Raw genomic sequence first — 21,988 nt, forward strand, 5'->3', positions numbered from 1 at the left:
AAACTGCTAAGTCCAAATAGCCATCTTTTACGCCAAAAGTAAAACGAAAAACCTCGGGCGCTAAACTTGAGCCCCCCATTCCCAAAAGCATGGCGTGAGTGTAGCCGGCTTCCCGGACCTCTTCCACAAAAGCTTCAATTTCGGCGATACTATCCATCATCCCCTTTGGACTAACAAGCCAGCCTAGTCGATTGCTGATCTCCGTCGGCTCCGGCTTCCAGACTGTGTGATCGAGATTCCATATTTTTTCAATGATTTGATTTTCTTTAAGCTCTTTTAAAGCGATTTTCACCCGCTGATCAAAAGTGCCGAGAGTTGCTTCAAAACCAGCTTGTTTAGAAAAAAGTTGTTGTTCCAAGTTGTCGCTCATACTTACTTTCCTAAAATTTTCTTTGTTCTTGCCACCACATTTTCGACAGTAAACCCATATTGCTTGAACAAATCTTGATGTGGTGCACTCGCTCCGAATTTCGAAATTCCTATAATATCGCCAGCCTCCCCGACCCAATCCCGCCAGCCAAAAGGAACCCCTGCTTCGACAGCAAGACGTGCTTTGACATTTGGCGGCAGCACTTCATTGCGATAGTCTTCCGACTGCTCTTGAAACAGCTCCCAGCTTGGCATGCTTACCACCCGGGCGTCGATTCCTTCCTGAGAAAGCTTTTCCTGCGCTTCTAAAATGAGCTGAACTTCCGAGCCGGATGCAATTAGCAGAACGTCCGGGGAATTTCCTTTTTCTTTCGATAAAATATAAGCGCCTTTCAGAACACCATCCGCACTCCCTGCCTCACTTCGGTCAAACGTCGGGACTTTCTGGCGCGTCAATACCAGAAGGGTCGGACCATCTTTTCTTGCGAGGGCAGCTCGCCACGCATAGGCGACTTCATTTGCATCTGCCGGTCGAATTAAGCAGAGATTGGGCATGGCCCGCAACGAAGCGAGGTGCTCGATCGGCTGGTGGGTCGGGCCGTCCTCGCCGAGACCGATGGAATCGTGAGTCATAACATAAATAACCGGCAGTCCCATCAAAGCGGCAAGCCGAATGGATGGTCTGGCATAATCGGTGAATATAAAGAAGGTCCCGACAAAAGCGCGAATGCCTCCGTGCAGTACCATTCCCGATGAACAGCCGCACATGGCATGCTCCCGTACCCCCCAGGCGATGTTGCGATTTTGGTACTGGCCTTTGGCAAAGTAGCCGGAGTTCTTCATCAGAGTATTGTTGGATGGCGCTAAGTCGGCGCTGCCCCCCAAAATCCAGGGGATTTTCTCGGCAAAAGCGTTGATGACTTTGCCCGAGGCCGACCGTGTGGCTATCGCACCGTCGGATGGTTGAAATTCCGGGATATCTTTGTCCCAGCCGGGCTTCAACGCTCCGCTCAAAGCCGATTCAAACTCCGCAGCTAATTCCGGAAATTCATTTTTATAAGCAGTGAAGCGCTCATTCCAATCCTTTTCTGATTCATCTCCTTTTTTTGACTGGCTCATTTGATTTGAAACTTCATCCGGCAGCAAAAAGCTTTCGTTTTCCGGCCAGCCGTAAGCTTTTTTTGTAAGCTTAACTTCATCTTCTCCCAAAGCCGAACCGTGCACTCCCGGCGTGTCCTGTTTATTGGGAGAGCCAAAGCCGATGTGGGAACGCAAAATAATCAGCGACGGTTTATCTTTGATCTGCTTCGCTTCCAGAAATGCCTTTTCAAGCGCTTCAATGTCATTGGCCTTTTCTCCCAAATCCTGCACATGCCAGTGATATCCCTCGAAGCGAAGTTTGGCATCATCGGAATAGCAAATCTCCGTCTCGCCTTCGATACTGATGTGGTTGTCGTCGTAGAGACAAATAAGTTTTCCGAGTCCCAGATGACCGGCAAGGGAAGCTGCTTCATGTGAGGCGCCTTCCATGAGATCGCCGTCGCTGCAAAAGACGTAAGTGTAGTGGTTAACCAAGTCATGCCCCGGACGATTAAAGACGGCGGCCAGATGGGCTTCTGCCATCGACATGCCCACTGCGTTCATGATTCCCTGTCCAAGCGGACCGGTGGTAGTTTCTACCCCGGGTGTCAAATGGACTTCCGGGTGCCCCGGGGTAAGGCTCCCCCATTGGCGGAAATTTTTAATTTCAGCGAGAGACAAGTCGTAGCCGGTCAAATGCAAAAGAGAATAAATGAGCATCGAGGCATGACCGCAGGAAAGCACAAAACGGTCGCGGTCAAACCATTTGGGATTCTGCGGATTGTGTTTCATCAAACGCGTCCACAGAACATAGGCCGCCGGCGCCAAAGCCATGGGCGCACCAGGATGCCCTGAGTTGGCTTTTTGCACAGCGTCGATGCTTAGCGTGCGGATTGTGTTGATACAAAGTTGGTCGAGTTCAGTCTGTTGTTGGTTCATTTCCTTTCTTTTACCTTCCTGAAAAAAGCGTAGTAATTTTTCCAACTTTTATTTGGATTTCATGCTTAGTGCTGCTATCAGATTCCTCACGGAGCCTGCACTGAACGAAGCCGAAGTGTTCGGAATAACATAATGGAGAAAATGTAGCGCAGCAACACTCACCAAATTCGGAATTTTTGTTTCACCCTAATCGCCGGCAAGAATCATGGTTAGTTTCAACCTGAGCGTTTTAGTTCAACGATGAAATCACCGTTAAAAGGTGATGAATAATTTGGGTTAACTCTCCGAAAGGTTTCTTCTGGAATACCTATATCAGCTAAATAAAGTTTGCCGATTTTATCGCTCAACAATCCGGTTTTGGGAAGAGCGAGTGTCATGGTCCAGGTCGCTTGGATATAGTCGCCGTGAGTTTCACCAGTCGTAGAATCCAATCCGGATGGGACATCGAGAGACAAAATTGGAGCATCGGACTCCCTCGCCCATTGCATCAATTTCTGTACGGTTCCTCGAGGAGCAGATTGCAAACCGTAACCAATCAAAGCATCCAAAACTAAATCAACATGTTGATATCGCAAATCCGAGATATCAACTTCTTCACCACATGTAAACTGAAAAACCTTTCGCTGGAACGCGGGCACTTCACTGAGACCCTCTGAATTAGCAAGACACAAGTAAACTTTGACATTACGATTTGCGAGATGCCGGGCAGCACAAACCCCTCCACCTCCATTTCCTCCACTTCCAGCCAACACTACGACTTTCGCCTTTTGCCAGCCTTTTCCTAAAAGTAAAATGGCAAGTGTTGCCAGATTCCGCCCTGCATTCTCCATCATCTGGTACAAATTGGGACCGGTTTCCTCAATGGCAATACGGTCAACTTCACGCATCTGCTCGGTTGTAAGTGCAGGAACTTCAACACCACTTTCTGTAAAAAACCGATTCAATTTTCAATAATCAATTTCAAGCAAGTTCAACTTTCCCTTTTTCCGAAACAATCCGCACGGGGCCGTTGCTAATCACTTTCGCCTGTTTACCAAAACTCAGCGTATCCATCGGGCAAACGGTGACACAAATCCCGCAGCCGATGCACGAGCTGGTTTCGTTATCCAGAACATTTTGCTTTAAAGCATAATTCATGACATCGATACCGACCTGACAATTACGAGAACATTCGTAGCAGCCGATACATTTGTCGTTTGCAACAATTTTAAACCGGCTCCATTTAAGTTTGGCAAACCACTTGGATTGCAAGTGCATCAACTTTGCCAATGGGCACCAGTATCGGCACCAGACTTTGCCACCAAAAAACGGGTACAAAGTCACGGGTAAAATTCCGACCAACCAGACGTCGGCATAAATGCGGTAAATATTGATGCCAAGTTCCGCCGACCCTCTAACTGCACCGTAGATATCCTTTACCAGCATCAGGACGGTAACCACAGCTGCAAAAATCAAAACTGCCATACTCATCCATTCCCATTTGATAGAGGCTTTGCCTTTTGGGGCCAGGTGCCGCCAGCGATCGCCAAAAGTTTCGGCCAGGCCGCCGCAGCCACAAATCCAGGAACAATAACGTTTGCCGAAAAAAAGCACAAAGACGGGAATAACAACAAAAGTGAGCAGCACTCCCCAGACGATCCAAATCTGGTGCGGGTCATAGAAAAAGGTGTAGAAAAAAAGCGGCCAGGCGTAAACGATGCCATAACTGCGCCACGCCTGCTCGGCAAATTGCGGATCACTTGCGAGCTTCTCGCCAACCCACTGGTGCTCGACAGCTGATTGAAAAAGATATTCCGGGATAAGGAAAAAGAAAATCCACTGGAAGCTGATCAGACTCACATAGCGCCATATTTGGAACTTGTCTTTGCGATCTAAACCCCAACGCTTAACCGCCTCTAAACCAAAAAATGTCATCAAAGTAGTGTAAATAATGGTATACCAAAACGACCACGGCCGGTTAAAAAAGGATAGAAATTTGTATCCCCAATTCTTATAAGGCCAGAACTCGTCACCCCCGCCGACTTTGGCGCCATAGATTGTGTACCAGACAAAGAAGGAAAATCCCAACCAGGCAAAGCGATCCCCTTTTATACCAAAACGAATCAAACCGGCCAGGGAGAGTGCCCAGATGAGCAGACCGAACCACTCAGGTAAAAACGATAAATTCACTCCAAGGAATGAAGCTGAACCGCCGAACTTCACACCAAAAATCGAAAGTCCGATGAACCCGACTAATGTTAGTACCGCTGAACGCAGGAGGCTGCCTTCCCACTCATTTTCCATTTTAAGACCGAGTGATTTGAGAAAGCGTCGCGGCACATCTGCGCCAATTAAACAGAAAGCGTGATCAAACTGGATGTTGCGAGTTTCGTCAGAGCTGCCCCGGTTGATTTTCAGAGTTGCCTCTTTCTCATCGAATTTAGTGACTTCAGAATGAAAGATGGGCTCGATTTTGCCTGCGGCGATTTGTTCGTTGAGCTCCCGCTCATTGTCTTTGAAAATGCGGCCGAACTCACCTTTTCGGTAGGACAGGTAAACTTTGTTTTGTTCGCTTAACGTAACAGCGGCTTCGATGGCACTATTACCGCCGCCGATGACCAGAATGTTTTCATCTTTATATTTGCGCGGGGAATAAAGCCGGTGATAAACATGCCTTTGATCCTCACCGGGAACATTTAGTTTCCGCGGGTTGCCGCGCTGCCCGGTTGCCAAAACAACCCGTTTGCTGCGGTATTCGCCTTTGCTTGTTTTAACGTGAAAAATACCGTCTTTTTTCTCGACCGTGTCAACGCCTTCCTCTTTGCGAATATCGATTTTATTTTCATCAACAATTTGATGCCATTTCTTAATCAAGTCTTCTTTAGTGGCGCCGTCCAGCCAGAGTTTGCCTTTGGCTGGCTGAGTGTCCGGCTCGGCGTACACCCATTTGCCCTCAGGAAAGTTCTCGATTGTGTTGGCGATTTTCTCTTTTTCCAAAACCACGGATTTCATGCCGCGCTCTTTTGCCTGCAACGCGGCATTCAACCCGGCAGCACCTCCGCCGATGATAACGACATCAATCAAGTCGCCATCTCCCCCACCAATTGCACCGGGGAGGGTTGCAATATGCTCGATCACATCGTGGCCCTGAGCCATCGCGTATTTGATCACGGGCGCGCCTGCCAAATCACCGATGATAAACAAACCGGGGATATTGCTTTCGTTATGTTTTTTTAAAAACGGACGCTCGTTCTGGCTGCTGCCCGAATGCAGGATGTCGATGATTTTTTTTCTGAATTGAGTTAAAAAGGATTTTTGTTTGGGCATTTTCTAACCTTCATCCTCAGTCTTTCAGTTTATTCGAAAATTCTTTTTTCAGCTTCCGAATCTTCGGGTCAATCACCAATCGGCAATAAGGCTGATTAGGATTTAACTTGTAATAGTCCTGATGATATTCCTCAGCATTATAAAATTTATCTAATCGTGAGATTTCCGTGACAATTGGGTCCGGCCAGAGGTCGGAGGCGCCGGTTTTCGCTTTTGATTTTTCGGCGATTTCTTTCTGTTCCTCGCTGTCATAAAAAATCGCTGAACGATATTGGGTTCCTAGGTCGGCACCCTGGCGGTTCAAAGTTGTCGGGTCATGAGTGCGCCAGAAGACATACAGCAAATCTTCAAACGAAATCACTGCGGGATCAAATATGATTTGGGCAACTTCGGCGTGGCCGGTGGTGCCAGTGCAGATCTGTTCATAGGTTGGATTTTCAACTTGCCCGCCGGTATAACCGGAGACCACACTTTGTACGCCTTTCAAATTTTGAAAGACCGCTTCAATGCACCAAAAGCAGCCGGCGCCGAGGGTTATTGTTTCGAGTTCTTCGGACATCTCTACTCCTATAATTTCAATTTTAAGTGAACATCGAGCATCGGGGGATTTCCTATGTCCGCTCTACCTCCGACTGCATTTGCGGTTCTAACTGAGCCCCGCAGCCGGAACATTTCTTCGCGCTCGGATGATTAGTGTTGCCGCATTTTTCACACAGTACCGGTGCGTGCGTAGTCGGTACTTTGACGAAACCTGCGGGAATCTCGCCTTCGCTGGTCAGAACGGGTCGGGTTAGTACGTAAATGTAACCGAAAACGCTAAAGAAAAACCCGATGAAATAATGTGTAATCGGAGGCAGCCCTTTTGAGATGGCGGCGGAACCGCTGAGGCCGCTGAAAATCAGGGCAATTAAAATATAGGATCCGAAAAGAAACCAGCCGCTGCTGATTCCTCCCTGCGCGGTGCCTGTCGCTTCCATGTTTTCTTGAAACAGAGCGGATTTCGGCTGCAGCTCTGCAAAATATTTTTCCTGATTGTTCATAAACGAATCGACCATAGTGTATTTTAAAGGCACGCGTCTGCCGCGCACCATCAGGGTGACGTCGTCTCTGGAGACGGGGACGTTGCAGATGATGCAGCGCTCACCCTTTTTGGGTGGCATGGACTTATACTGTGTCTGCGGTTCTTGGGCAAGTGAACTGGAATTGGCGATTAAAACAAGGGATAGAAAACCAGTGGTTAAAATCAACTTCGAGGCATGCATTTTTCCTCCCAAGGCTTTGCGATTGGTCAAATAAGTTTTGGTTGAATGCAGAAGAGGACGAACTAAGATCCGATTTAATATAAAAAAATGTTGACCGCTTTGCAAGTAGATAATGGCAAAACAAATGTAAGCTAAAGCTTGAACTCCAAACTTAAGCGGAGGGCGACCCCGTCCCGACTTTCCTTCAGGAAGAATATAATAATGAAATCGGGACGGAGGCGCCCGGAGCCCGCGCAGGACCCCGCACCCCGTTGGATAGATTAAATCAAGTAGATATTCTTAGCCTATGGCTGCCTAAAACAGCATTGGATGAATTTTAATCGAAACGGGCGTTTATCCAACGGGGGAGGAGGCCGGAGCGGCCCAAAAAACAAGCAAAAGAACTCCCGACGTCGCAAATATTACATAATATTTGCTTGCATATTTTTTGACAGTTTTTTATATTACGAATTACTAATTTGTAACCGGTAGTTTTTTCATATCCTTTTAACCCGCCATTTCCCTGTTTCTAATTTGGAGGAAGAAAAACATGTTAGATTGGCTGCCGCCGAACATCTCGACCGTTGGAGGTGAAATCGACAAATTCTTTTATGTGATTTACTACATTACTGCGGTGGTCTTCTTTTTGGTTGCCGGGACGATGATTTACTTCCTGATTCGCTACCGTTATAAAGAGGGCCGGGAGGTAAAGTATACGCACGGCAACACTACGCTGGAGATTATTTGGACAGTTGTTACGCTTGTAGCGTTGATTGTACTGGCCCTGGTTAGCAAACCTCTCTGGAGTAAAATCAAACAAGAGCTCCCGCCGTCGAGCACAGTTGTGCAGGTAACCGGCAAGCAGTTCAATTGGGAAATACTTTACCCGGGACCGGACGGCATGTTCGGTACAGAAGACGATTATCAGATCGACAATCTTTTGCACGTCCCGGTGAATCAAGTTGTTCATATTAAATTAAAAGCACTTGACGTCATCCACAGTTTTTTTGTGCCTGTGTTACGGTTGAAACAAGACGCGTTACCGGGAAGAGAAATCATGATGTGGTTTGAGGCCACTAAGCCGGGTGAATACGAAATTCCCTGTGCCGAGCTTTGCGGGTTTGGTCACTCCGGTATGCTGGGTAAGCTCATCGTGCACAGCGCGGAGGATTATGATGCCTGGGTTAAATCGACCTGGCCGGAAAATTGATATCCTGCCAAAATGTTAATAAAAGGAGGAACTTCATGCTTCGATGGAGCCTGTCCTGCCTGTGCCGATTTTATCGGGTAGGTCGGATGAGAGATTCAGCATGAAGTGTTTTAATCTTGATAATTAAAATGAGGAAACGAATATGAGCGAGGCAGCAGCCGTAAAAGATACGCACATCGAGCATGCGCATCACGGGTTCCTTAAAACGTATATTTTTTCCACCGATCATAAAATGATCGCTAAACAGTTTTTACTCCTCGGGCTTCTTATGCTCATGCTCGGAGGTGGGTTGGTCATGTTAGTACGCTGGCAGTTAGCTTATCCGGATCAACCTTTACCGCTGATCGGCGTTTCGGACCAATATATGGAAACTGGCGAAGCACAAACGGCAGCGGATCGTTACTGGGATGAGCAGTTCGAGAAACCCGAAGAAGAGCAAAGCTGGATAGCGAAAAGAATGCCTGCAGGCGTGATTTCTCCAAACTTTTATAATACACTTTTTACCATGCACGCCACGATTATGATTTTCTTTGTGGTCATGCCGATTCTCGTCGGCTGCTTTGGCAACTTCCTCATACCACTCATGATCGGCACACGCGACATGGCCTTCCCGCTGCTTAATATGCTGTCTTTTTGGGTGGCGGTTGTTTCGGGTGTGATCATACTTATCGGATTTTTCGTTCCCGGCGGCCACGCCGCATCCGGTTGGACCGCTTACGCGCCGCTTTCAGCGGATCCGACCTGGACCGGCGTTGACTGGGGACAAAATCTCTGGTGTTTCAGCCTGATCTTTCTGGGTATTTCTTCGATGATGGGGTCGATAAATTATATCACGACAATAATTAATATGCGCGCCCCGGGAATGACGTTTATGCGGCTGCCGCTGACTATTTGGTCGCTTTTTATTGTGGCCATTCTGCTGCTCCTGGCTTTACCGGTGCTGACATCCGCTCTTGCGCTGCTGCTTTTCGATCGCATGGCTGGCACCAGCTTCTTTAATGCTTCCGGCGGCGGTGACCCCCTTCTTTGGCAGCATCTTTTCTGGTTCTTCGGCCATCCGGAAGTTTATGTCTTAATTCTGCCGGCCATGGGAATTGGCTCGGAAATTCTTTCGGTGTTTTCTCGCAAACCGATCTTTGGCTACCATGCCATGGTCTATGCGATGGTTTCAATCGCAGGGCTGGGCTGGATTGTCTGGGGGCATCACATGTTTCAAAGCGGCATGAATCCGGCCCTGGGAACAACTTTCATGATTTCCACAATGGTGATCGCAGTTCCCTCAGCCATTAAAACCTTCAATTGGCTGGGAACACTCTGGGGCGGTAATATTCAGTTTACCGTTCCCATGCTGAATGCCCTCGCCTTTGTTTCGATGTTTGTTATCGGCGGACTTTCCGGTATTTATATGGCCTCCACACCGGTTGACATTTTTATTCACGACACATATTATATCGTGGCGCACATCCATTATGTGGTCTTTGGCGGCAGCCTTTTCGGTATCTTTGCCGCAATTACTTTTTGGTTTCCCAAAATGTTTGGCCGCATGATGAACAACACGCTCGGAAAAATTCACTTTGGGTTGACTTTCATAGCCTTTAACTGCACGTTCTTCCCAATGCATATTCTCGGCGTTGGCGGTCACATGCGCAGAATTGCCAACCCGTTACAGTACGAATTTTTACAGCAGTTCGAAGGGATGAATATTTTTATCACCATGAGCGCATTTACCCTTGGAATGGTCCAGCTTATTTTCATATTTAATGTCTTTTACAGCATGTTCAGGGGTAAAAAAGCTGAAGATAATCCATGGAAAGCGAATACAGTTGATTGGACGGCGCCGACACCGCCGCCTCACGGAAATTTCGTAGAGGTCCCGACGGTTTATCACGGGCCGTACGAATACAACGCTCCCGGAATTGATGAGGATTATTTGCCGCAAACAAGTCAAGCGACGATAGCGACCGACGGTAATGGAAAGAAGTAAAGCCGATCTATCACAACGCAATCGAAGGCTTTCTTTTATCTTGATTGGCGTTTTGCTCCTCTTGGTTTTAATAACTGTGGTTACTGTGATCACCAAAAACTGATGGGAAGTGCAGCGGAGGAAAGAGCCGATGACCTGACGATAGAAAAAGATGTTGGGCAAGGCCTGCCGCCGATTTTGGATGATGACGCATTCGGCAACGGCAACGGATCAAATGGTGGAGATTCTGACAGACCCATAAATAGTGCCGTTTTGGCCATGCTGCTGTTCATCGGCGCTGAACTGATGTTCTTTGCAGGTATCATCGGGGCCTTTATCGTGCTGCGGTTTGGAGCAAGTGACTGGCCTCCTCCCGGGCAGCCGAGGCTGCCGGTGGTCGTCACGGGAATAAACACCGCGATTCTTCTTTTCAGCGGCCTGACAATGTTTAAAACCAAAAGGCTGCTGAAAGACTGGCACCGGGAAAAGATTTTGCAGGGCTTGACAATTACGGTTTTACTCGGCGCCCTTTTCTTAGCCGTGCAAGGATTTGAATGGACACGGTTACTCGGATTCGGTTTCACTTTATCTTCGAATATTTATGGAACGGTTTTTTATACGCTCATTGGGTGTCATGCTTTGCACGTTTTGGGCGCAGTGATTTGGTTAACGATTGTGGTTTCAAGGCTTAGAATGAATCCACCGGCTTACAACGCAAACAATCATGTCGGAATTAAGCTTTCGGGAATGTACTGGTATTTAGTTGTGGCGCTCTGGCCGGTGCTTTACGGTTTGGTTTATTTTAATTAGGCAAGTCTTATGTTCTTAGTAAAAAAAAATCATCGCGTGCAGTCGTTGCGAGCGACCCCTTCGCCTGTGCTCAGGGCAGGCTCTGGAAGCGAAGCAATCTCCTTGCTCAATATTGGAAGATTGCTTCGTCGCTTCATTCCTCGCAAAGACGGTCTTTTTTTAATTGCAGTTACCTTTCTAATCAGCATAACCGCACCAGCCTTGCACGCCTGCCCCGGCTGCGGAGCCGCTCTCAACGGCGAAATTAGCCACGGATTTAATTTAAGCGTTTTGTACATGATGGCGATGCCGTTTATCGTCTTTGGCGGTGTTGCAATCGGAATTGTTTACATTACAAGGCAAAGTCAAACTAAAACAAATCTGAATCAAATTTCCATAGTAAAAAAGGAGGAAGAAAATTGAGTCAAGCAACCCTAGTAGTTGACCCGGCAGAATCGCCCCTAACTCCGGAAAGCTGGGGAAAACTGGGAATGTGGGTTTTCCTCGCCGGTGACGCTATGTCCTTTGGCGCACTTCTGGCAGGATACGGCGCCATTCGTGCCGGCAGTGTGGATTGGCCAGTCCCAGCAGAGGTACTCGGTATTTCTCTCACTGCATTCATGACCTTCCTGTTGATTTGCAGTAGCCTCACCATGGTGAAAGGTCTTTCGGCAATTAAAAGAGGTGATCAAAAGAGGCTGGTAACTTTTCTGGGTCTGACGATTCTCGGGGGAGTCATCTTCCTGGGCTGCCAGGCATATGAATGGACCCACCTAATTCATGAAGGTCTGGAATTCACCACTAATCCATATGGCAACTACCTTTTCGGCACAACCTTTTTCGCGATTACAGGTTTCCACGGCGCTCACGTTACCGCGGGTGTTATTTATCTTACTATCGTTGTTATCAGAGGTCTGAGAGGTAAGTATTCGGCAGAGAATTGCAACGGCGTTGAAATTCTCGGGCTTTATTGGCACTTTGTTGATTTGGTCTGGATCCTGGTTTTTACATTTCTTTACTTAATTTAAATCTTTGAGGAGATTCGAATGTCTGACCACAAAGAACCAAACTACATAGGCGTTTTCTATTTGCTGGCAGGTTTAACCGCTTTGGAAGTAGGCGTCATTTTTGTGCCGATTGCAAAACTCATTATCGCAATTGCACTCATTGGCATGGCACTTGTCAAAGCCGCTCTGGTGGCATTATATTTCATGCACTTGAAATTCGAAAAGCGAACTTTGGGAATCATTGCCCTGACGCCGCTGATTCTTTGTACTTTGTTGATTGTTTCCCTGCTGCCGGATCTAACCGGAACGCCACACGAATCGGAACGCAAAGAATCCGCTCAAATCGAAAATGTCGAGCAGGTTGCGGATGCAAGTGACTCAGCAAACGAGTAATATGAACAGTCCTTATAACATTTGGCTGCACCGTTTTGCTAAATTGGTTGCGGCCTCTACTTTTATATTGATTTTCATCGGTGGTTTGGTGACCAGCACGGGCTCCGGACTGGCAGTCCCAGACTGGCCAAACACTTACGGCCAGTTTATGTTCTCATTCCCTCTGTCAAAAATGGTTGGCGGAATTTTATACGAACACGGTCATCGCATGATTGCTTCAATTGTTGGTTTTCTAACCGTGATTTTAGCAGTTTGGCTGTGGTTGAAAGAACCCCGGCGTTGGGTCAAATGGTTTGGCGTTGGCGCGCTTTTGGCAGTGATTGTTCAAGGGGTCCTCGGCGGCCTGACCGTGCTCTTCTTACTGCCAACCCCAATTTCTGTGTTGCACGGCACGCTTGCGCAAATCTTTTTTTGCATGACAATTTGCCTGGCGATTTTTACATCTAAAAGTTGGCTTGAAAAAGAACCCAATTTAGCAGACACACAAAAACCAAACTTGCAAGATTTAGCGTTGCTGTCAATAGGAGTAGTTTTCCTACAGCTCATTCTCGGCGCAATTATGCGGCACACAGGTTCCGGATTAGCGATTCCGGATTTTCCCCTGGCGTTTGGAAAAATCATTCCGCCGATTCACTCTCAGCAAGTAGCCATTCACTTTTTGCATCGAATCGGCGCAGTGCTTGTCTCAATTTCTGTAACCTGGACCTGTTTTAGAATTTTTCGCAGTCATCGGAATCAACCCGCTCTGGTTCGAACCGCAGGCGTTTTATTGAGTTCACTTGTTTTGCAGATTTTGCTGGCGGGAATTACAATCTGGACGAAGAAAGCAGTTATTCCGACAACAGCCCACGTTGCAACCGGGGCGTTTATTTTGGGCACAAGCCTCTTCTTAACTCTGCAAATTCAAATGCTTTTTAAAGCTCAGAAAAAAGAAATGGCTGAAAATTTTTTAGTTGAACAGACGACATAATAAGTATTATCGCTGAACTTTGCATTTTTTTGAAAAAAAATGACATCTTTTCTAAGAAAGCTTTTCACGTCTCACGTCTCACGTCTTACGTTTGCCAGTGCGGCTTCACCGCGCGATGAAATAAGGAAAATTTTAATTTGAAAAATAATTTAACAAATTACTTCGAACTTACAAAACCGCGCGTCACGTTTATGGTACTGGTGAGCGTGCTAGCCGGCTTTTATCTTGGTGCAAGGGATTCAATTAATTGGATTCTTCTTTTAAACGCCATGCTCGGCACCTGGCTGGTGGCCGGCGGAACGAATGCTCTCAATCAATTGATTGAACGCGACCTTGATTCATTAATGAAACGGACTCAAAAACGGCCTTTACCATCCGGTAGATTGACTGCTAAACAAGTTGGCATTTTCGCTGCATCGATCTCAATTTTTGGCATTACTTACTTGTGCCTGACTACTAATCTCTTAACTGGATTTTTAGCTGCATTAACTTTAGGGAGCTATGTATTCGTCTACACGCCATTGAAACGCAAAACCTCGCTTTCCACAATTATCGGAGCCGTACCGGGCGCTTTACCGGCAATGGGCGGTTGGGCTGCTGTGACTGGAGAAATCGGCGGTGGCGCCTGGGCGTTATTTTTCATTCTCTTCTTCTGGCAGCTCCCCCACTTTTTAGCGATTGCCTGGATTTACAAAGAAGATTATGAGCGCGGCGGGTTTCCTGTGCTGCCGGTTTTAGATGTTGACGGCAATTTAACCGGCAGACAAATTATTGTCAACTGTCTGGCGCTCATTTTGGTCAGCCTCCTGCCAACCGTCTTAGGATTGACCGGGGCTGTCTATTTTGTCGGCGCCCTGGTTCTGGGGCTGCTCTACCTTACCTCAGGAATTCGACTGGCTCGAAGAAAATCAAACCGGTACGCGAAGCAACTCCTGCATGCTTCAATTATTTATCTTCCCTTACTCCTCACCTTGATGTTTGTAGATAAGACCTGATTGTAAAAACTCTTAATTAAAATCTATTCAACCACCACCGCCGTCCCATACGCCAGAATCTCCGAGGCCATTCCCATGATGTAACTGGTGCTAAAAGACACATCAACAATGGCATTTGCTCCCATTTCCTCAGCTGCCGCCTTCATCCTATCCAACGCCTGTTCCCGGGCTTCCGCCATGAGTTTGGTGTATTCCTCAATTTCGCCGCCAACGATATTTTTTAATCCGGCGATAATATCTTTGCCTAAATGACGCGCTCGAATTGTATTTCCTTTTACCAGACCGATAGTTTTCACAATCTTCTTACCGGCAATTTCACTGGACGCTACTAAAATCATCTTTGTACCTCCTTATAAGGATCCGATTTTCGTGTGAATAGTTTTTCACGGACAACCGACACCAATAAAATAACCGAACCGCCGATCACCATTAAAATTGCGGCTTTTAGAATTCCCGCAAGCTGAGGATCCGCGATAATGGACTCAACTGCTTTAAACCCGCTATAGGTTAGAAGAATAATGGCGCCAATGGAAAAAAGGATCCATGCCAGTCCTCTCTCCAAACGATTATAAACATTCACCCAATAATTGTCCCAAACTTCGGTGGGAAGAGATTTGAAATTCATATTTTTCGTCACCTCCTTTAATTTTTTCATCTGCTGCCATTCGTTTCGGCAGTCAGCATCTTGGCTAACAAATTTATCGAATTCCGTTTGCTCATCCGAGTTGAGCTCGCCATCCACGGCTTTCATCAACAGAGTTTGAAAATGCCTTTTTTCGGCGGATGTGAGTTGACGACTCATTTTAACACCTTCTCAAGTTTAACTTTTAAAGCTTGGCGCGCATTATACAAACGCGACATGACCGTACCCATTGGGCAGTCGAGCAGCTCGGAAATTTCTTTATAAGAGTGCTCTTGAAAATCTTTCAGAATAATGATTTCCCGCTCCTGGGGATTGAGCGAATTGATAGCGTCCCAAACCATTTCTTTCGTTTCTTCTTGCTCGACCTGCTTAGAAGCATCCTCACTTTGATCTGATATTCTTAATAGGGTTGTCTCTCCTACCTCCGAAAAAGGCCGCGCGTGTCTGGCCCGATCCCGCAGATAATTCAAGCAGAGGTTTTTTAAAATTCGATAGTACCAGGTAAAAAATTTCTTATCCGCATCCAAACGCTTAATGGCGCGGTAGGCACGAATAAATGCCTCTTGAGACAAATCCATGGCAGCTTCCGGAGAGCCAATGAGGCCCAAAGCGGTGTAGTAGGCGCGCTTCATATATTTATTGACAAGCTCACCATAGGCCTGCTTCTCGCCGGCTTGGCAGCGAAGGATGAGTGCGCCTTCATCAACAGCAGGCGCCATTCTGTTTTCAGTTAAAGTTGGGTTCACAATAGCAAGTCCGTAAGACATTTTCTTTTAGTAGAAAGTCTAAACCTCACAAGAATTGCCATTTGATACACCACCCTGATAAAATTATTCATGGACAATTATAAAAAAATAAAAATCGTCAGACAAGCAATATGTTTCAAAATTTTAAATAAATGTAAAGTAATGAAATATTAAATTTTGTTAAAACCCTTGTCCTTTAAAAAAAATCCCCTAAATTTTGAATGAATCAGCCTTCGTTTAAACCTTTCAAGAATTTCAATAGATGAGCCGCAAATCCTTCTTGCGGATGATCATGAAAATCGTACGCGAAGGCCTTAAATCCCTTCTTAAAAAAGAGATGGGTATCGAGGTTGCCGGCGAAGCCGAAATGGGACGCGAAACCGTTCAACTCGTTCGCGAATTACAGCCAGATGTCGTCATCATGGATATTTCGATGCCCGATCTAAATGGGTCGAGGCAACCCGGAAAATCCTTGCCGACGCACCGGATGTTAAATAATTGACCTGCCGATGCATTCCGACAACGGGTTGATTGAAGGCATGCTAAGTGCAGGGCCTCAGGCTATTTGTTGAAAGGCGTGGTTCGAAGAATTATTCGAGGCTATCAGGAGAGTTTGAGACCGGCAAGTTCTATTTGAACCCCCGGGAGTAATAGCGACTTGGGTTTTGTGGTTGACGTTTTTTATTTCAAGGCTAATATTTCTTGCGTTAATTATTGGTCACTTTGCAAAATAGAGAAAATTCCCGTTTTTACCGCCGCCAGGTCCTGAGCTTGTCATCACGATTGCACGATGCGAGCCCGTCTTACCTTTAAAATGATCAGAGCAGATATTGCAACAACAATCACCAAAATGGTGAAAACCACGGTTTGGGAGTGGGAGCTGGACGGTGTGGGAAAATCGATAGGAGCGGCGTCTCCAATCAAAATAAAGGGAGCCCAATAAAAAGGGTCTATGCCGGCATTTCCAGAAAACTCGAGATAGTCCAGCTTTGCAATGCGCAGCGCTTGTGCTTTATCCATTCCCGACTTTAAGTGCTTGTAAAAATTCTTCATAATGTCCGCGGTCGATTTATCGTCCACACTCCACAAACTTACCACCATGCTCGGCACGCCGGCAGCTAAAAATGCCCGCGAGGTACCGATGACTCCTTCGCCCTTACGCAGTTTCCCAAGTCCGGTGTTGCAGGCGCTGAGAACTACCAGGTCCGCGTTCAGTCTTAAGTTGAAAATCTCATACGTATGCAGATAACCGTCTTCGGTAGTTTGGTTATTCTGCGCCAAAACCATTTTGCTGTAGAGCGGCTGATTGTCATCGGTGAGGAAGTGAGTTGCAAGATGGAGAATAAGGTAGTCTTCGGCCTCGGCTTTGAACGATTCTTCATTGGCCGCTGCGCCTATGAGCAAGCTGTTGTTTGATCCGCCAGTTTCGGCTCCAATGGCCTTCACTTCGGATTCGGCATTTGGTAATGAGGGCAGGAAATCTCCCCTGGCGACGTTTTTCGTGACTGGCTCTTTCGAGGCCAACAGTTCAGGTTCTGACCGTTTTGGTGTGTCAAAATCCGGATTGCCGAGGGCTAAGAGCACCTTAGTGGGTTTCCTCGGCGCTTGCAACCGCGGGTCCAGCAGACTGGCTGACGACATGTATGAAATTTCGAATTGTTCCAGCAGGAATTTGGCATTTTTGAAGTCGTACGGCGTTTCGACCCCGGTGGTGTCATAGACCAGCAGTTCAAAGGGCAGGTAATAAAGAAGATCATCCGGCACAATTATGAGTCTTTTTGTATCTGCAATATGACTCCAAATGGGTTTGATGAGCAATTGGTAAAGGGCATGAGCCGGCGGGATTGAAAAATCGGCCAATTCTGCATTCAGAAATTGTTTATCCCTTTCGCTGCCGAAAATTGGGCTCAAATGGGTTAACATGCTTTTGAGTTGTTCCCGGCTCAATGGGACTTCCGAGTAGGCAACGGTGTCCGGGGTGACCACAAAAATGCCGAGCCTGTCGGACCCGAGTATATACTCGAGCAGGGCCTGATCATTCTGCAAGATTCGCCGCTGGACCTCTTTCAGTTCAAGGATTTCGGGAGCGGCAAGCTGATAAAAGGGACCGTGTCGTGTCCTGAGATTTTCGATAAGGGTCACGCGTTTGAGCTCCAAATCGGTAATTTTCTGATCCAGGCTTAACATTTTGCTCTGGTCTTTGTGCGGTTTCGCAAGCTCCAGCAAGAGTGCCTGATGCGCTTCTTCATTTTGCCCGAGGATCTCTTGCAACTCTACTCTCAGGGAATCTGACAGCAAGGGGTTGAACAGATTTCGTCCCTTTGATAGGAGATCCAGCAAAGATTTGGCTTTGTATTTTTCCGCATAAGCAAAAGCTGCTTCGAGTTTGCCGCTGCGGGCCAAAAGCTGAATAATGGAGGGGTAGGCTTCATACTTGTCTTCGAGGAAGCTGGTCTGCAGGGACTCGATATCGAGGCTGTTGCGGACCGAGTCATAAAGCGCGATGGCATGCTTGTAATGTTTGATCGCCAGATCTGGTTTATTCTGCTGCTCATAGCAGGACCCCAGGCCGGCCTGGCTTTCCCAGATTATTTGCACATCCCTGGTTTCCACGCCGATAGCAAGAGCACGCCGCAGATAATCGATTGCTTCCGCGTCTTTTCCTAAATCTTGATTAAGCGTACCAAAATTTCTTAAAATGTAGGCCTGTAGAGTTCTCTCACCAATTTCCGTTGCAAGTTCCAGAGCCCTTTTCTGATACTGAATCGCTTTGCTGAAATCTTTTCGCTGCTGATATATTTCAGCCATGTTAGAGAGGTTCACGCTCTCTCCATGTTTGAAATTGTTTTCTTGTGCACTGAGCAACGCCTTTTGGTAGTACACCAAAGCTTGCTCCTGATCTCCTTGATCTTTGTAAACATTTGCAATATTGCCCAAAGCCTGTACCTCAGCCATTTTGTGCCCGCTTTTTTGCGTGAGTATTAGAGATTCATTAAAATATTGCAAAGCTTTTGGGAAATTTGCAGACAAAGCATAAATGGCAGCCATTGTGTTGACAACTGTTGATTGTCTTTTGATGTTGCCAGTTTCTTTAGCATGGCTGAAGGCATCTTGCAGCCATGAGAGTGCTTTTGAGTAATCGCCTCGCACAAAATGAGTATTTCCTATCATATACTCTGCATAAGCGGATGCTGCAAAATCGTCAACTCGATTTGCCAATTGTAGCAACATTTTACTGCGTTCCAGAACATCATCATACCTACTTAAACGAAAGAGAAGAAAGATCATCGATTGATGAGCCAGGGTCAGCTCCGGATCGAGTTCAACGGCTTTGGAGAGCATATTGAGCGCTTCCTGCAGCTCATATTTCTTTATATGGATGCGAGCCAAGCCATAGTAACTGCAGGCATTTTTGGGGTCGGCCTCAATGAGGCCACGAAAATATTGTGCTCCCGTGTCCAGGTCTTTCATTGCATTGTAGATCTCGGGAAGACCGCCTCTCAGGCCATACGGTTCAGCGTAATCGGGCTGCAACTCGATGGCCTTTTTCAACTTAGTGATGGCGCTATTGAGGTTATTTTGCGCAAAAGCAATTCGGCCCAAAGCATAATAAAGATAAGCATTCTGAGAATTTTTTTGCCGCAAAGATTCGAAGTAGTCTTTGGCGGCCTCAAAGTCGCCCTGATAAATATAAGCCTCGGCCAAGCTCCGGTAAGCATTGGAGAGTTGAGGATCCTCCTGAATCAGTCGCTGCAGCTCGGGTATAGCTTCCTGGTAATTTTCCTCCCCCATCATTCTCAGGGCGGTCTTGTACCGCTCGCGCAAATGATCCGGGAGTTGCGACCAGAGTTCTGAAGTCGGGATCAAGCAGACAAGACCCAATGCGGTCACTGTAAGAAGCAAGAAATAAATAGGTCTGTTTTGCATCACAACGTTTTTTGACGGGATGAAAGGGTGACTATAATGAGAAGACATCCAGTTTATCTTGTTTATCCTATCTAAATTATGTCACCGTATTTATGGATTGGTAGCAATCTCATTGAGATTGCAGGGACCTTTCGATTTCCGTAAGCATTTCCTTCGCTTCCTTAAATCTACGGCCGCGAAGCTCAACTACCTGTTCGAACATGGTTTTGGCACCGGTGCCGTCACCTTTCATTAAATAGGCCACGCCGATGTACCAGTTACAACCTTCGGTAATGCTACGATTTTGGCTCAAGCTTTTTGCAAGTTCAAGATTCTCAATCCCGGCCTCTACCAACTCCGAATTGACTTGTTGGAATCTGCCGAGAAAATCACTTTTGGCTTGATTCAGGTAAGCGATTCCCAATATGTAATGGGCATAGAAAAGCGATGGGTGGTCAGAACTGGTGCTTATAAAACCTTGCAGGCGCTGAATAGCCCGCTCCATTTCACCCTCGTTAAATGCGGCAAGCCCTTCGGCTAAAGCCTGCGAGAGGCGGCTGCGGGTCAGAAACGACGCACTTTCTTTGCCAACGGGGACAAGTTTGAGGTATGGATTTTCACTGCCGCGGAAAAAGGGCCCAACCCATATCATGATAAACAGGGCAGCAACGGCACCGAGCGCAACCGGATATAATTTTGGCATCGGAATATTTACCAGGTCCTTAATCCCAAGTATGACGGAATTGTATAAATGTTGCAGAAGATCGGAAAGTCTGGCCAGGGCCGGCCGTGGACCTAAAATCAATTCGGGCAGGTCTGTCTCATCGAGATAGTTTTCGACTTCCCGATATTCTCGGGTGAATTGTTCGATTTTCTCCTCACAGACCTGGCATTCAAGTACGTGCTTTCTGATTCGTCCAATCTCGGAGCGGGTTAACTTTTTACCGTCGTAGTCCGTTTCGCCAGGCGCAGCTAAATAGATGCTGTAGCGCGTGAGCAGCTCATCTTCAATGGGATGTTCGTGATTGGTTTCGATGGCTGACAGTATGTTTTGAAAATCCCGCAGTTTTTCCCGGCAATTCTTGCAATCATCGAGGTGAACCTGTATCTGGTGTTTTTCTTCTTCGTTGAGATCTTCGAAGAAAATCAATTTGTCATTTATCTTTTCACAAAGTTGCATTTTTCCATTCCTTATAGAGTTAAGAAATATCCTTTCTTAGTATAGTCGTGAGGAATGACAAAAAGGTCACAGCAAGTAATGAAAATCTTAGCTGTTCGAGTGTTCGCTTTACCTGCATCTTGACACCACTAATACTCAAACCCATCTGTTCGGATATCTCCTCATAGTCGTAACCCTGGGATTTCAGCAGGATGATCTCGCGGGATTTTTCGGATAATTTATTTAAAGCTTCGGTTAAATCCACATTGTTTAAAATATCGTCAGCACTTTCGTTTTCGAGATTCTCAACTTTGAGATGGGGTTCTTGTGTTGTCTCATCCTGATAGTCCTCTTCCAGCCTTTCTTCGCTTTTTCGATATTTTTGCCTGAAATGGTCCTGCATCACATGGAAAGCGACTTTAGCCACGAAACTTCTTAATTTCATTTTATCGCGAATCTGCGCTAGATTATTCAGGAATCGTATGAAAGCTTCTTGACATAGATCGTCAACAATCACATTGTCGCGAAATTTTTTCCAGAAAAATCCACGCACATAACCCTCAAGCTCCATACAAAGCTGCTGCAAAGCAAACTTATCACCAGCCTGAGCTTTTCTTAAAAGCCTGGCTAAGTCTTTTTGAGGATCAGAGTTCATTGCGTTATTCTTAAAATGCGATGATTAAGGTTAAGCGGATGTCGTCTAGAGATATTTGATTGAGGCCATTGCGTGTCTCCAAAGAAGAACTTCACGACATCTCAAATAATCGATGGTTTGTTTAACGTTATATAATAATGAAGCAAATATTTATTTTCAATAACTTTTTAAATTTTCATCATTTTTTTTGTGACCTTTTACAAAGATGTTACGACATCATTGTAGAACGTTAAATGAAGGATGAAAAAGAAAATGAAAACAACAACAAATATTAATTTTAAAATGGAGGACCTTAAAATGAGAAAAGCAATCATCACCGCCGGCCTTTTGGTAGTATTCGGAACTACCGCCATTGCTCAATCACCTGCAAATGTTGAAAAAGCCAAGCGTTTCAGAACAAATGAGACAAAATCCAATTTAGTGAGCACCGCATCCGCTCAGGAAATCAAAGTTCAAAAACAACGTGAATTGTCAAATGATACCATTCTTAAGTCTTCTGCACAGCTTCAGGAGTTAGGTGCGTCCTACGCGATTCATTTGGAGAATGGTGCACAGCTTCAGGAGTTAGGTACTTAAAGAGTTGGCCTTGAGAATGCGGCACAGTTGCAAGAACTGGG

At 46.3% G+C, this 21,988-nt stretch carries 22 protein-coding genes; 10 read left to right on the forward strand and 12 right to left on the reverse strand.

The features are described 5' to 3' along the window. The 6 genes from IH879_05915 to IH879_05940 form a co-directional block, all read right to left on the reverse strand. A partial coding sequence (locus IH879_05915) for a transaldolase (protein ID MCH7674475.1) occupies positions 1-370 on the reverse strand: 370 nt, incomplete at its 3' end. Positions 371-372: 2 nt separating this feature from the next. Then, entirely contained in the window at positions 373-2,388 is a 2,016-nt protein-coding gene (gene tkt / locus IH879_05920) for a transketolase (protein MCH7674476.1), read from the reverse strand. Positions 2,389-2,603: 215 nt separating this feature from the next. Beyond that, positions 2,604-3,275: an NAD(P)H-hydrate epimerase gene (locus IH879_05925; protein ID MCH7674477.1), complete on the reverse strand. Its 672-nt coding sequence runs from the start codon at positions 3,273-3,275 to the stop codon at positions 2,604-2,606. 73 nt (positions 3,276-3,348) lie between these two features. Then, positions 3,349-5,694, reverse strand: a complete 2,346-nt coding sequence (locus tag IH879_05930) for an NAD(P)-binding domain-containing protein (GenBank protein ID MCH7674478.1) — start codon at positions 5,692-5,694, stop codon at positions 3,349-3,351. Between the two features lie 16 nt (positions 5,695-5,710). Then, on the reverse strand, positions 5,711-6,253 hold the full coding sequence (msrA, locus tag IH879_05935) for a peptide-methionine (S)-S-oxide reductase MsrA (GenBank protein ID MCH7674479.1): 543 nt from the start codon (positions 6,251-6,253) through the stop codon (positions 5,711-5,713). A 52-nt stretch (positions 6,254-6,305) separates the two neighbouring features. Beyond that, entirely contained in the window at positions 6,306-6,956 is a 651-nt protein-coding gene (locus IH879_05940; GenBank protein ID MCH7674480.1) for a zinc finger Ran-binding domain-containing family 2 protein, read from the reverse strand. A 529-nt stretch (positions 6,957-7,485) separates the two neighbouring features. Here IH879_05940 and coxB point away from each other — a divergent pair. The 8 genes from coxB to cyoE all read left to right on the forward strand — a co-directional run bounded on the left by coxB (position 7,486) and on the right by cyoE (position 14,262). Next, the gene (gene coxB / locus IH879_05945) at positions 7,486-8,145 is read left to right on the forward strand and encodes a cytochrome c oxidase subunit II (protein MCH7674481.1); all 660 of its coding nucleotides are present in this window, start codon (positions 7,486-7,488) and stop codon (positions 8,143-8,145) included. A gap of 142 nt (positions 8,146-8,287) precedes the next feature. Further along, a complete protein-coding gene (locus IH879_05950; protein ID MCH7674482.1) occupies positions 8,288-10,129 on the forward strand; it encodes a cbb3-type cytochrome c oxidase subunit I in 1,842 nt (613 codons plus the stop codon). Between the two features lie 102 nt (positions 10,130-10,231). Continuing rightward, entirely contained in the window at positions 10,232-10,918 is a 687-nt protein-coding gene (locus IH879_05955; GenBank protein MCH7674483.1) for a heme-copper oxidase subunit III, read from the forward strand. 9 nt (positions 10,919-10,927) lie between these two features. Next, positions 10,928-11,320, forward strand: a complete 393-nt coding sequence (locus IH879_05960) for a hypothetical protein (protein MCH7674484.1) — start codon at positions 10,928-10,930, stop codon at positions 11,318-11,320. 68 nt (positions 11,321-11,388) lie between these two features. Then, positions 11,389-11,925 (forward strand): cytochrome c oxidase subunit 3, encoded by a 537-nt coding sequence (locus tag IH879_05965; GenBank protein ID MCH7674485.1) that lies wholly within the window; start codon positions 11,389-11,391, stop codon positions 11,923-11,925. Between the two features lie 18 nt (positions 11,926-11,943). Further along, a complete protein-coding gene (locus tag IH879_05970) occupies positions 11,944-12,297 on the forward strand; it encodes a cytochrome C oxidase subunit IV family protein (protein ID MCH7674486.1) in 354 nt (117 codons plus the stop codon). A 1-nt stretch (position 12,298) separates the two neighbouring features. Beyond that, positions 12,299-13,267 carry a heme A synthase gene (locus tag IH879_05975; protein ID MCH7674487.1) on the forward strand — a complete coding sequence of 323 codons (969 nt, stop codon included), beginning with the start codon at positions 12,299-12,301 and terminating at the stop codon, positions 13,265-13,267. 137 nt (positions 13,268-13,404) lie between these two features. Beyond that, complete coding sequence (gene cyoE, locus IH879_05980) at positions 13,405-14,262, forward strand: protoheme IX farnesyltransferase (GenBank protein ID MCH7674488.1); 858 nt, start codon at positions 13,405-13,407, stop codon at positions 14,260-14,262. A gap of 23 nt (positions 14,263-14,285) precedes the next feature. Here cyoE and IH879_05985 read toward each other — a convergent pair whose 3' ends face one another. From IH879_05985 to IH879_05995, 3 genes are read right to left on the reverse strand one after another with little or no spacing between them, the layout of a single operon-like run. Continuing rightward, the gene (locus IH879_05985) at positions 14,286-14,600 is read right to left on the reverse strand and encodes a YbjQ family protein (protein MCH7674489.1); all 315 of its coding nucleotides are present in this window, start codon (positions 14,598-14,600) and stop codon (positions 14,286-14,288) included. Then, positions 14,597-15,064: a hypothetical protein gene (locus IH879_05990; GenBank protein ID MCH7674490.1), complete on the reverse strand. Its 468-nt coding sequence runs from the start codon at positions 15,062-15,064 to the stop codon at positions 14,597-14,599. The genes IH879_05985 and IH879_05990 overlap by 4 nt, the downstream gene beginning before the upstream one ends. Next, positions 15,061-15,672 carry a sigma-70 family RNA polymerase sigma factor gene (locus IH879_05995; GenBank protein ID MCH7674491.1) on the reverse strand — a complete coding sequence of 204 codons (612 nt, stop codon included), beginning with the start codon at positions 15,670-15,672 and terminating at the stop codon, positions 15,061-15,063. Before IH879_05995 ends, IH879_05990 begins: the two co-directional genes overlap by 4 nt. Before the next feature lie 271 nt (positions 15,673-15,943). On the opposite strand from IH879_05995, the gene IH879_06000 reads away from it, so the two are divergent. Then, positions 15,944-16,153 (forward strand): response regulator transcription factor, encoded by a 210-nt coding sequence (locus IH879_06000; protein ID MCH7674492.1) that lies wholly within the window; start codon positions 15,944-15,946, stop codon positions 16,151-16,153. A 275-nt stretch (positions 16,154-16,428) separates the two neighbouring features. Here IH879_06000 and IH879_06005 read toward each other — a convergent pair whose 3' ends face one another. The 3 genes from IH879_06005 to IH879_06015 all read right to left on the reverse strand — a co-directional run bounded on the left by IH879_06005 (position 16,429) and on the right by IH879_06015 (position 21,371). Then, positions 16,429-19,578, reverse strand: a complete 3,150-nt coding sequence (locus IH879_06005) for a CHAT domain-containing protein (GenBank protein MCH7674493.1) — start codon at positions 19,576-19,578, stop codon at positions 16,429-16,431. A gap of 109 nt (positions 19,579-19,687) precedes the next feature. After that, on the reverse strand, positions 19,688-20,737 hold the full coding sequence (locus IH879_06010; protein MCH7674494.1) for a hypothetical protein: 1,050 nt from the start codon (positions 20,735-20,737) through the stop codon (positions 19,688-19,690). A gap of 19 nt (positions 20,738-20,756) precedes the next feature. Next, positions 20,757-21,371 carry an RNA polymerase sigma factor gene (locus tag IH879_06015; GenBank protein ID MCH7674495.1) on the reverse strand — a complete coding sequence of 205 codons (615 nt, stop codon included), beginning with the start codon at positions 21,369-21,371 and terminating at the stop codon, positions 20,757-20,759. A 240-nt stretch (positions 21,372-21,611) separates the two neighbouring features. Here IH879_06015 and IH879_06020 point away from each other — a divergent pair, with 240 nt between their 5' ends. Then, positions 21,612-21,947, forward strand: coding sequence for a hypothetical protein (locus IH879_06020; GenBank protein MCH7674496.1), 336 nt, complete (start codon positions 21,612-21,614; stop codon positions 21,945-21,947). Positions 21,948-21,988: the final 41 nt, after the last annotated feature.

The organism is candidate division KSB1 bacterium (assembly GCA_022562085.1).
Lineage (GTDB): Bacteria > Zhuqueibacterota > Zhuqueibacteria > Oceanimicrobiales > Oceanimicrobiaceae > Oceanimicrobium.

Excerpts from the sequence above, each read along its gene's own strand:
- coxB (MCH7674481.1), top strand. The coding sequence starts at position 7,486 with ATGTTAGATTGGCTGCCGCCGAACATCTCGACCGTTGGAGGTGAAATC.
- IH879_05975 (MCH7674487.1), top strand. The coding sequence starts at position 12,299 with ATGAACAGTCCTTATAACATTTGGCTGCACCGTTTTGCTAAATTGGTT.
- IH879_05955 (MCH7674483.1), top strand. The coding sequence starts at position 10,232 with ATGGGAAGTGCAGCGGAGGAAAGAGCCGATGACCTGACGATAGAAAAA.
- tkt (MCH7674476.1), bottom strand. The coding sequence starts at position 2,388 with ATGAACCAACAACAGACTGAACTCGACCAACTTTGTATCAACACAATC.
- IH879_06010 (MCH7674494.1), bottom strand. The coding sequence starts at position 20,737 with ATGCAACTTTGTGAAAAGATAAATGACAAATTGATTTTCTTCGAAGAT.
- IH879_05960 (MCH7674484.1), top strand. The coding sequence starts at position 10,928 with ATGTTCTTAGTAAAAAAAAATCATCGCGTGCAGTCGTTGCGAGCGACC.
- IH879_05940 (MCH7674480.1), bottom strand. The coding sequence starts at position 6,956 with ATGCATGCCTCGAAGTTGATTTTAACCACTGGTTTTCTATCCCTTGTT.
- IH879_05925 (MCH7674477.1), bottom strand. The coding sequence starts at position 3,275 with ATGCGTGAAGTTGACCGTATTGCCATTGAGGAAACCGGTCCCAATTTG.
- IH879_05950 (MCH7674482.1), top strand. The coding sequence starts at position 8,288 with ATGAGCGAGGCAGCAGCCGTAAAAGATACGCACATCGAGCATGCGCAT.
- msrA (MCH7674479.1), bottom strand. The coding sequence starts at position 6,253 with ATGTCCGAAGAACTCGAAACAATAACCCTCGGCGCCGGCTGCTTTTGG.
- IH879_06015 (MCH7674495.1), bottom strand. The coding sequence starts at position 21,371 with ATGAACTCTGATCCTCAAAAAGACTTAGCCAGGCTTTTAAGAAAAGCT.
- IH879_05985 (MCH7674489.1), bottom strand. The coding sequence starts at position 14,600 with ATGATTTTAGTAGCGTCCAGTGAAATTGCCGGTAAGAAGATTGTGAAA.
- IH879_05970 (MCH7674486.1), top strand. The coding sequence starts at position 11,944 with ATGTCTGACCACAAAGAACCAAACTACATAGGCGTTTTCTATTTGCTG.
- IH879_05965 (MCH7674485.1), top strand. The coding sequence starts at position 11,389 with ATGTGGGTTTTCCTCGCCGGTGACGCTATGTCCTTTGGCGCACTTCTG.
- IH879_05990 (MCH7674490.1), bottom strand. The coding sequence starts at position 15,064 with ATGAGTCGTCAACTCACATCCGCCGAAAAAAGGCATTTTCAAACTCTG.
- IH879_06000 (MCH7674492.1), top strand. The coding sequence starts at position 15,944 with ATGAAAATCGTACGCGAAGGCCTTAAATCCCTTCTTAAAAAAGAGATG.
- IH879_05930 (MCH7674478.1), bottom strand. The coding sequence starts at position 5,694 with ATGCCCAAACAAAAATCCTTTTTAACTCAATTCAGAAAAAAAATCATC.
- IH879_05995 (MCH7674491.1), bottom strand. The coding sequence starts at position 15,672 with ATGTCTTACGGACTTGCTATTGTGAACCCAACTTTAACTGAAAACAGA.
- IH879_06005 (MCH7674493.1), bottom strand. The coding sequence starts at position 19,578 with ATGCAAAACAGACCTATTTATTTCTTGCTTCTTACAGTGACCGCATTG.
- IH879_06020 (MCH7674496.1), top strand. The coding sequence starts at position 21,612 with ATGAAAAAGAAAATGAAAACAACAACAAATATTAATTTTAAAATGGAG.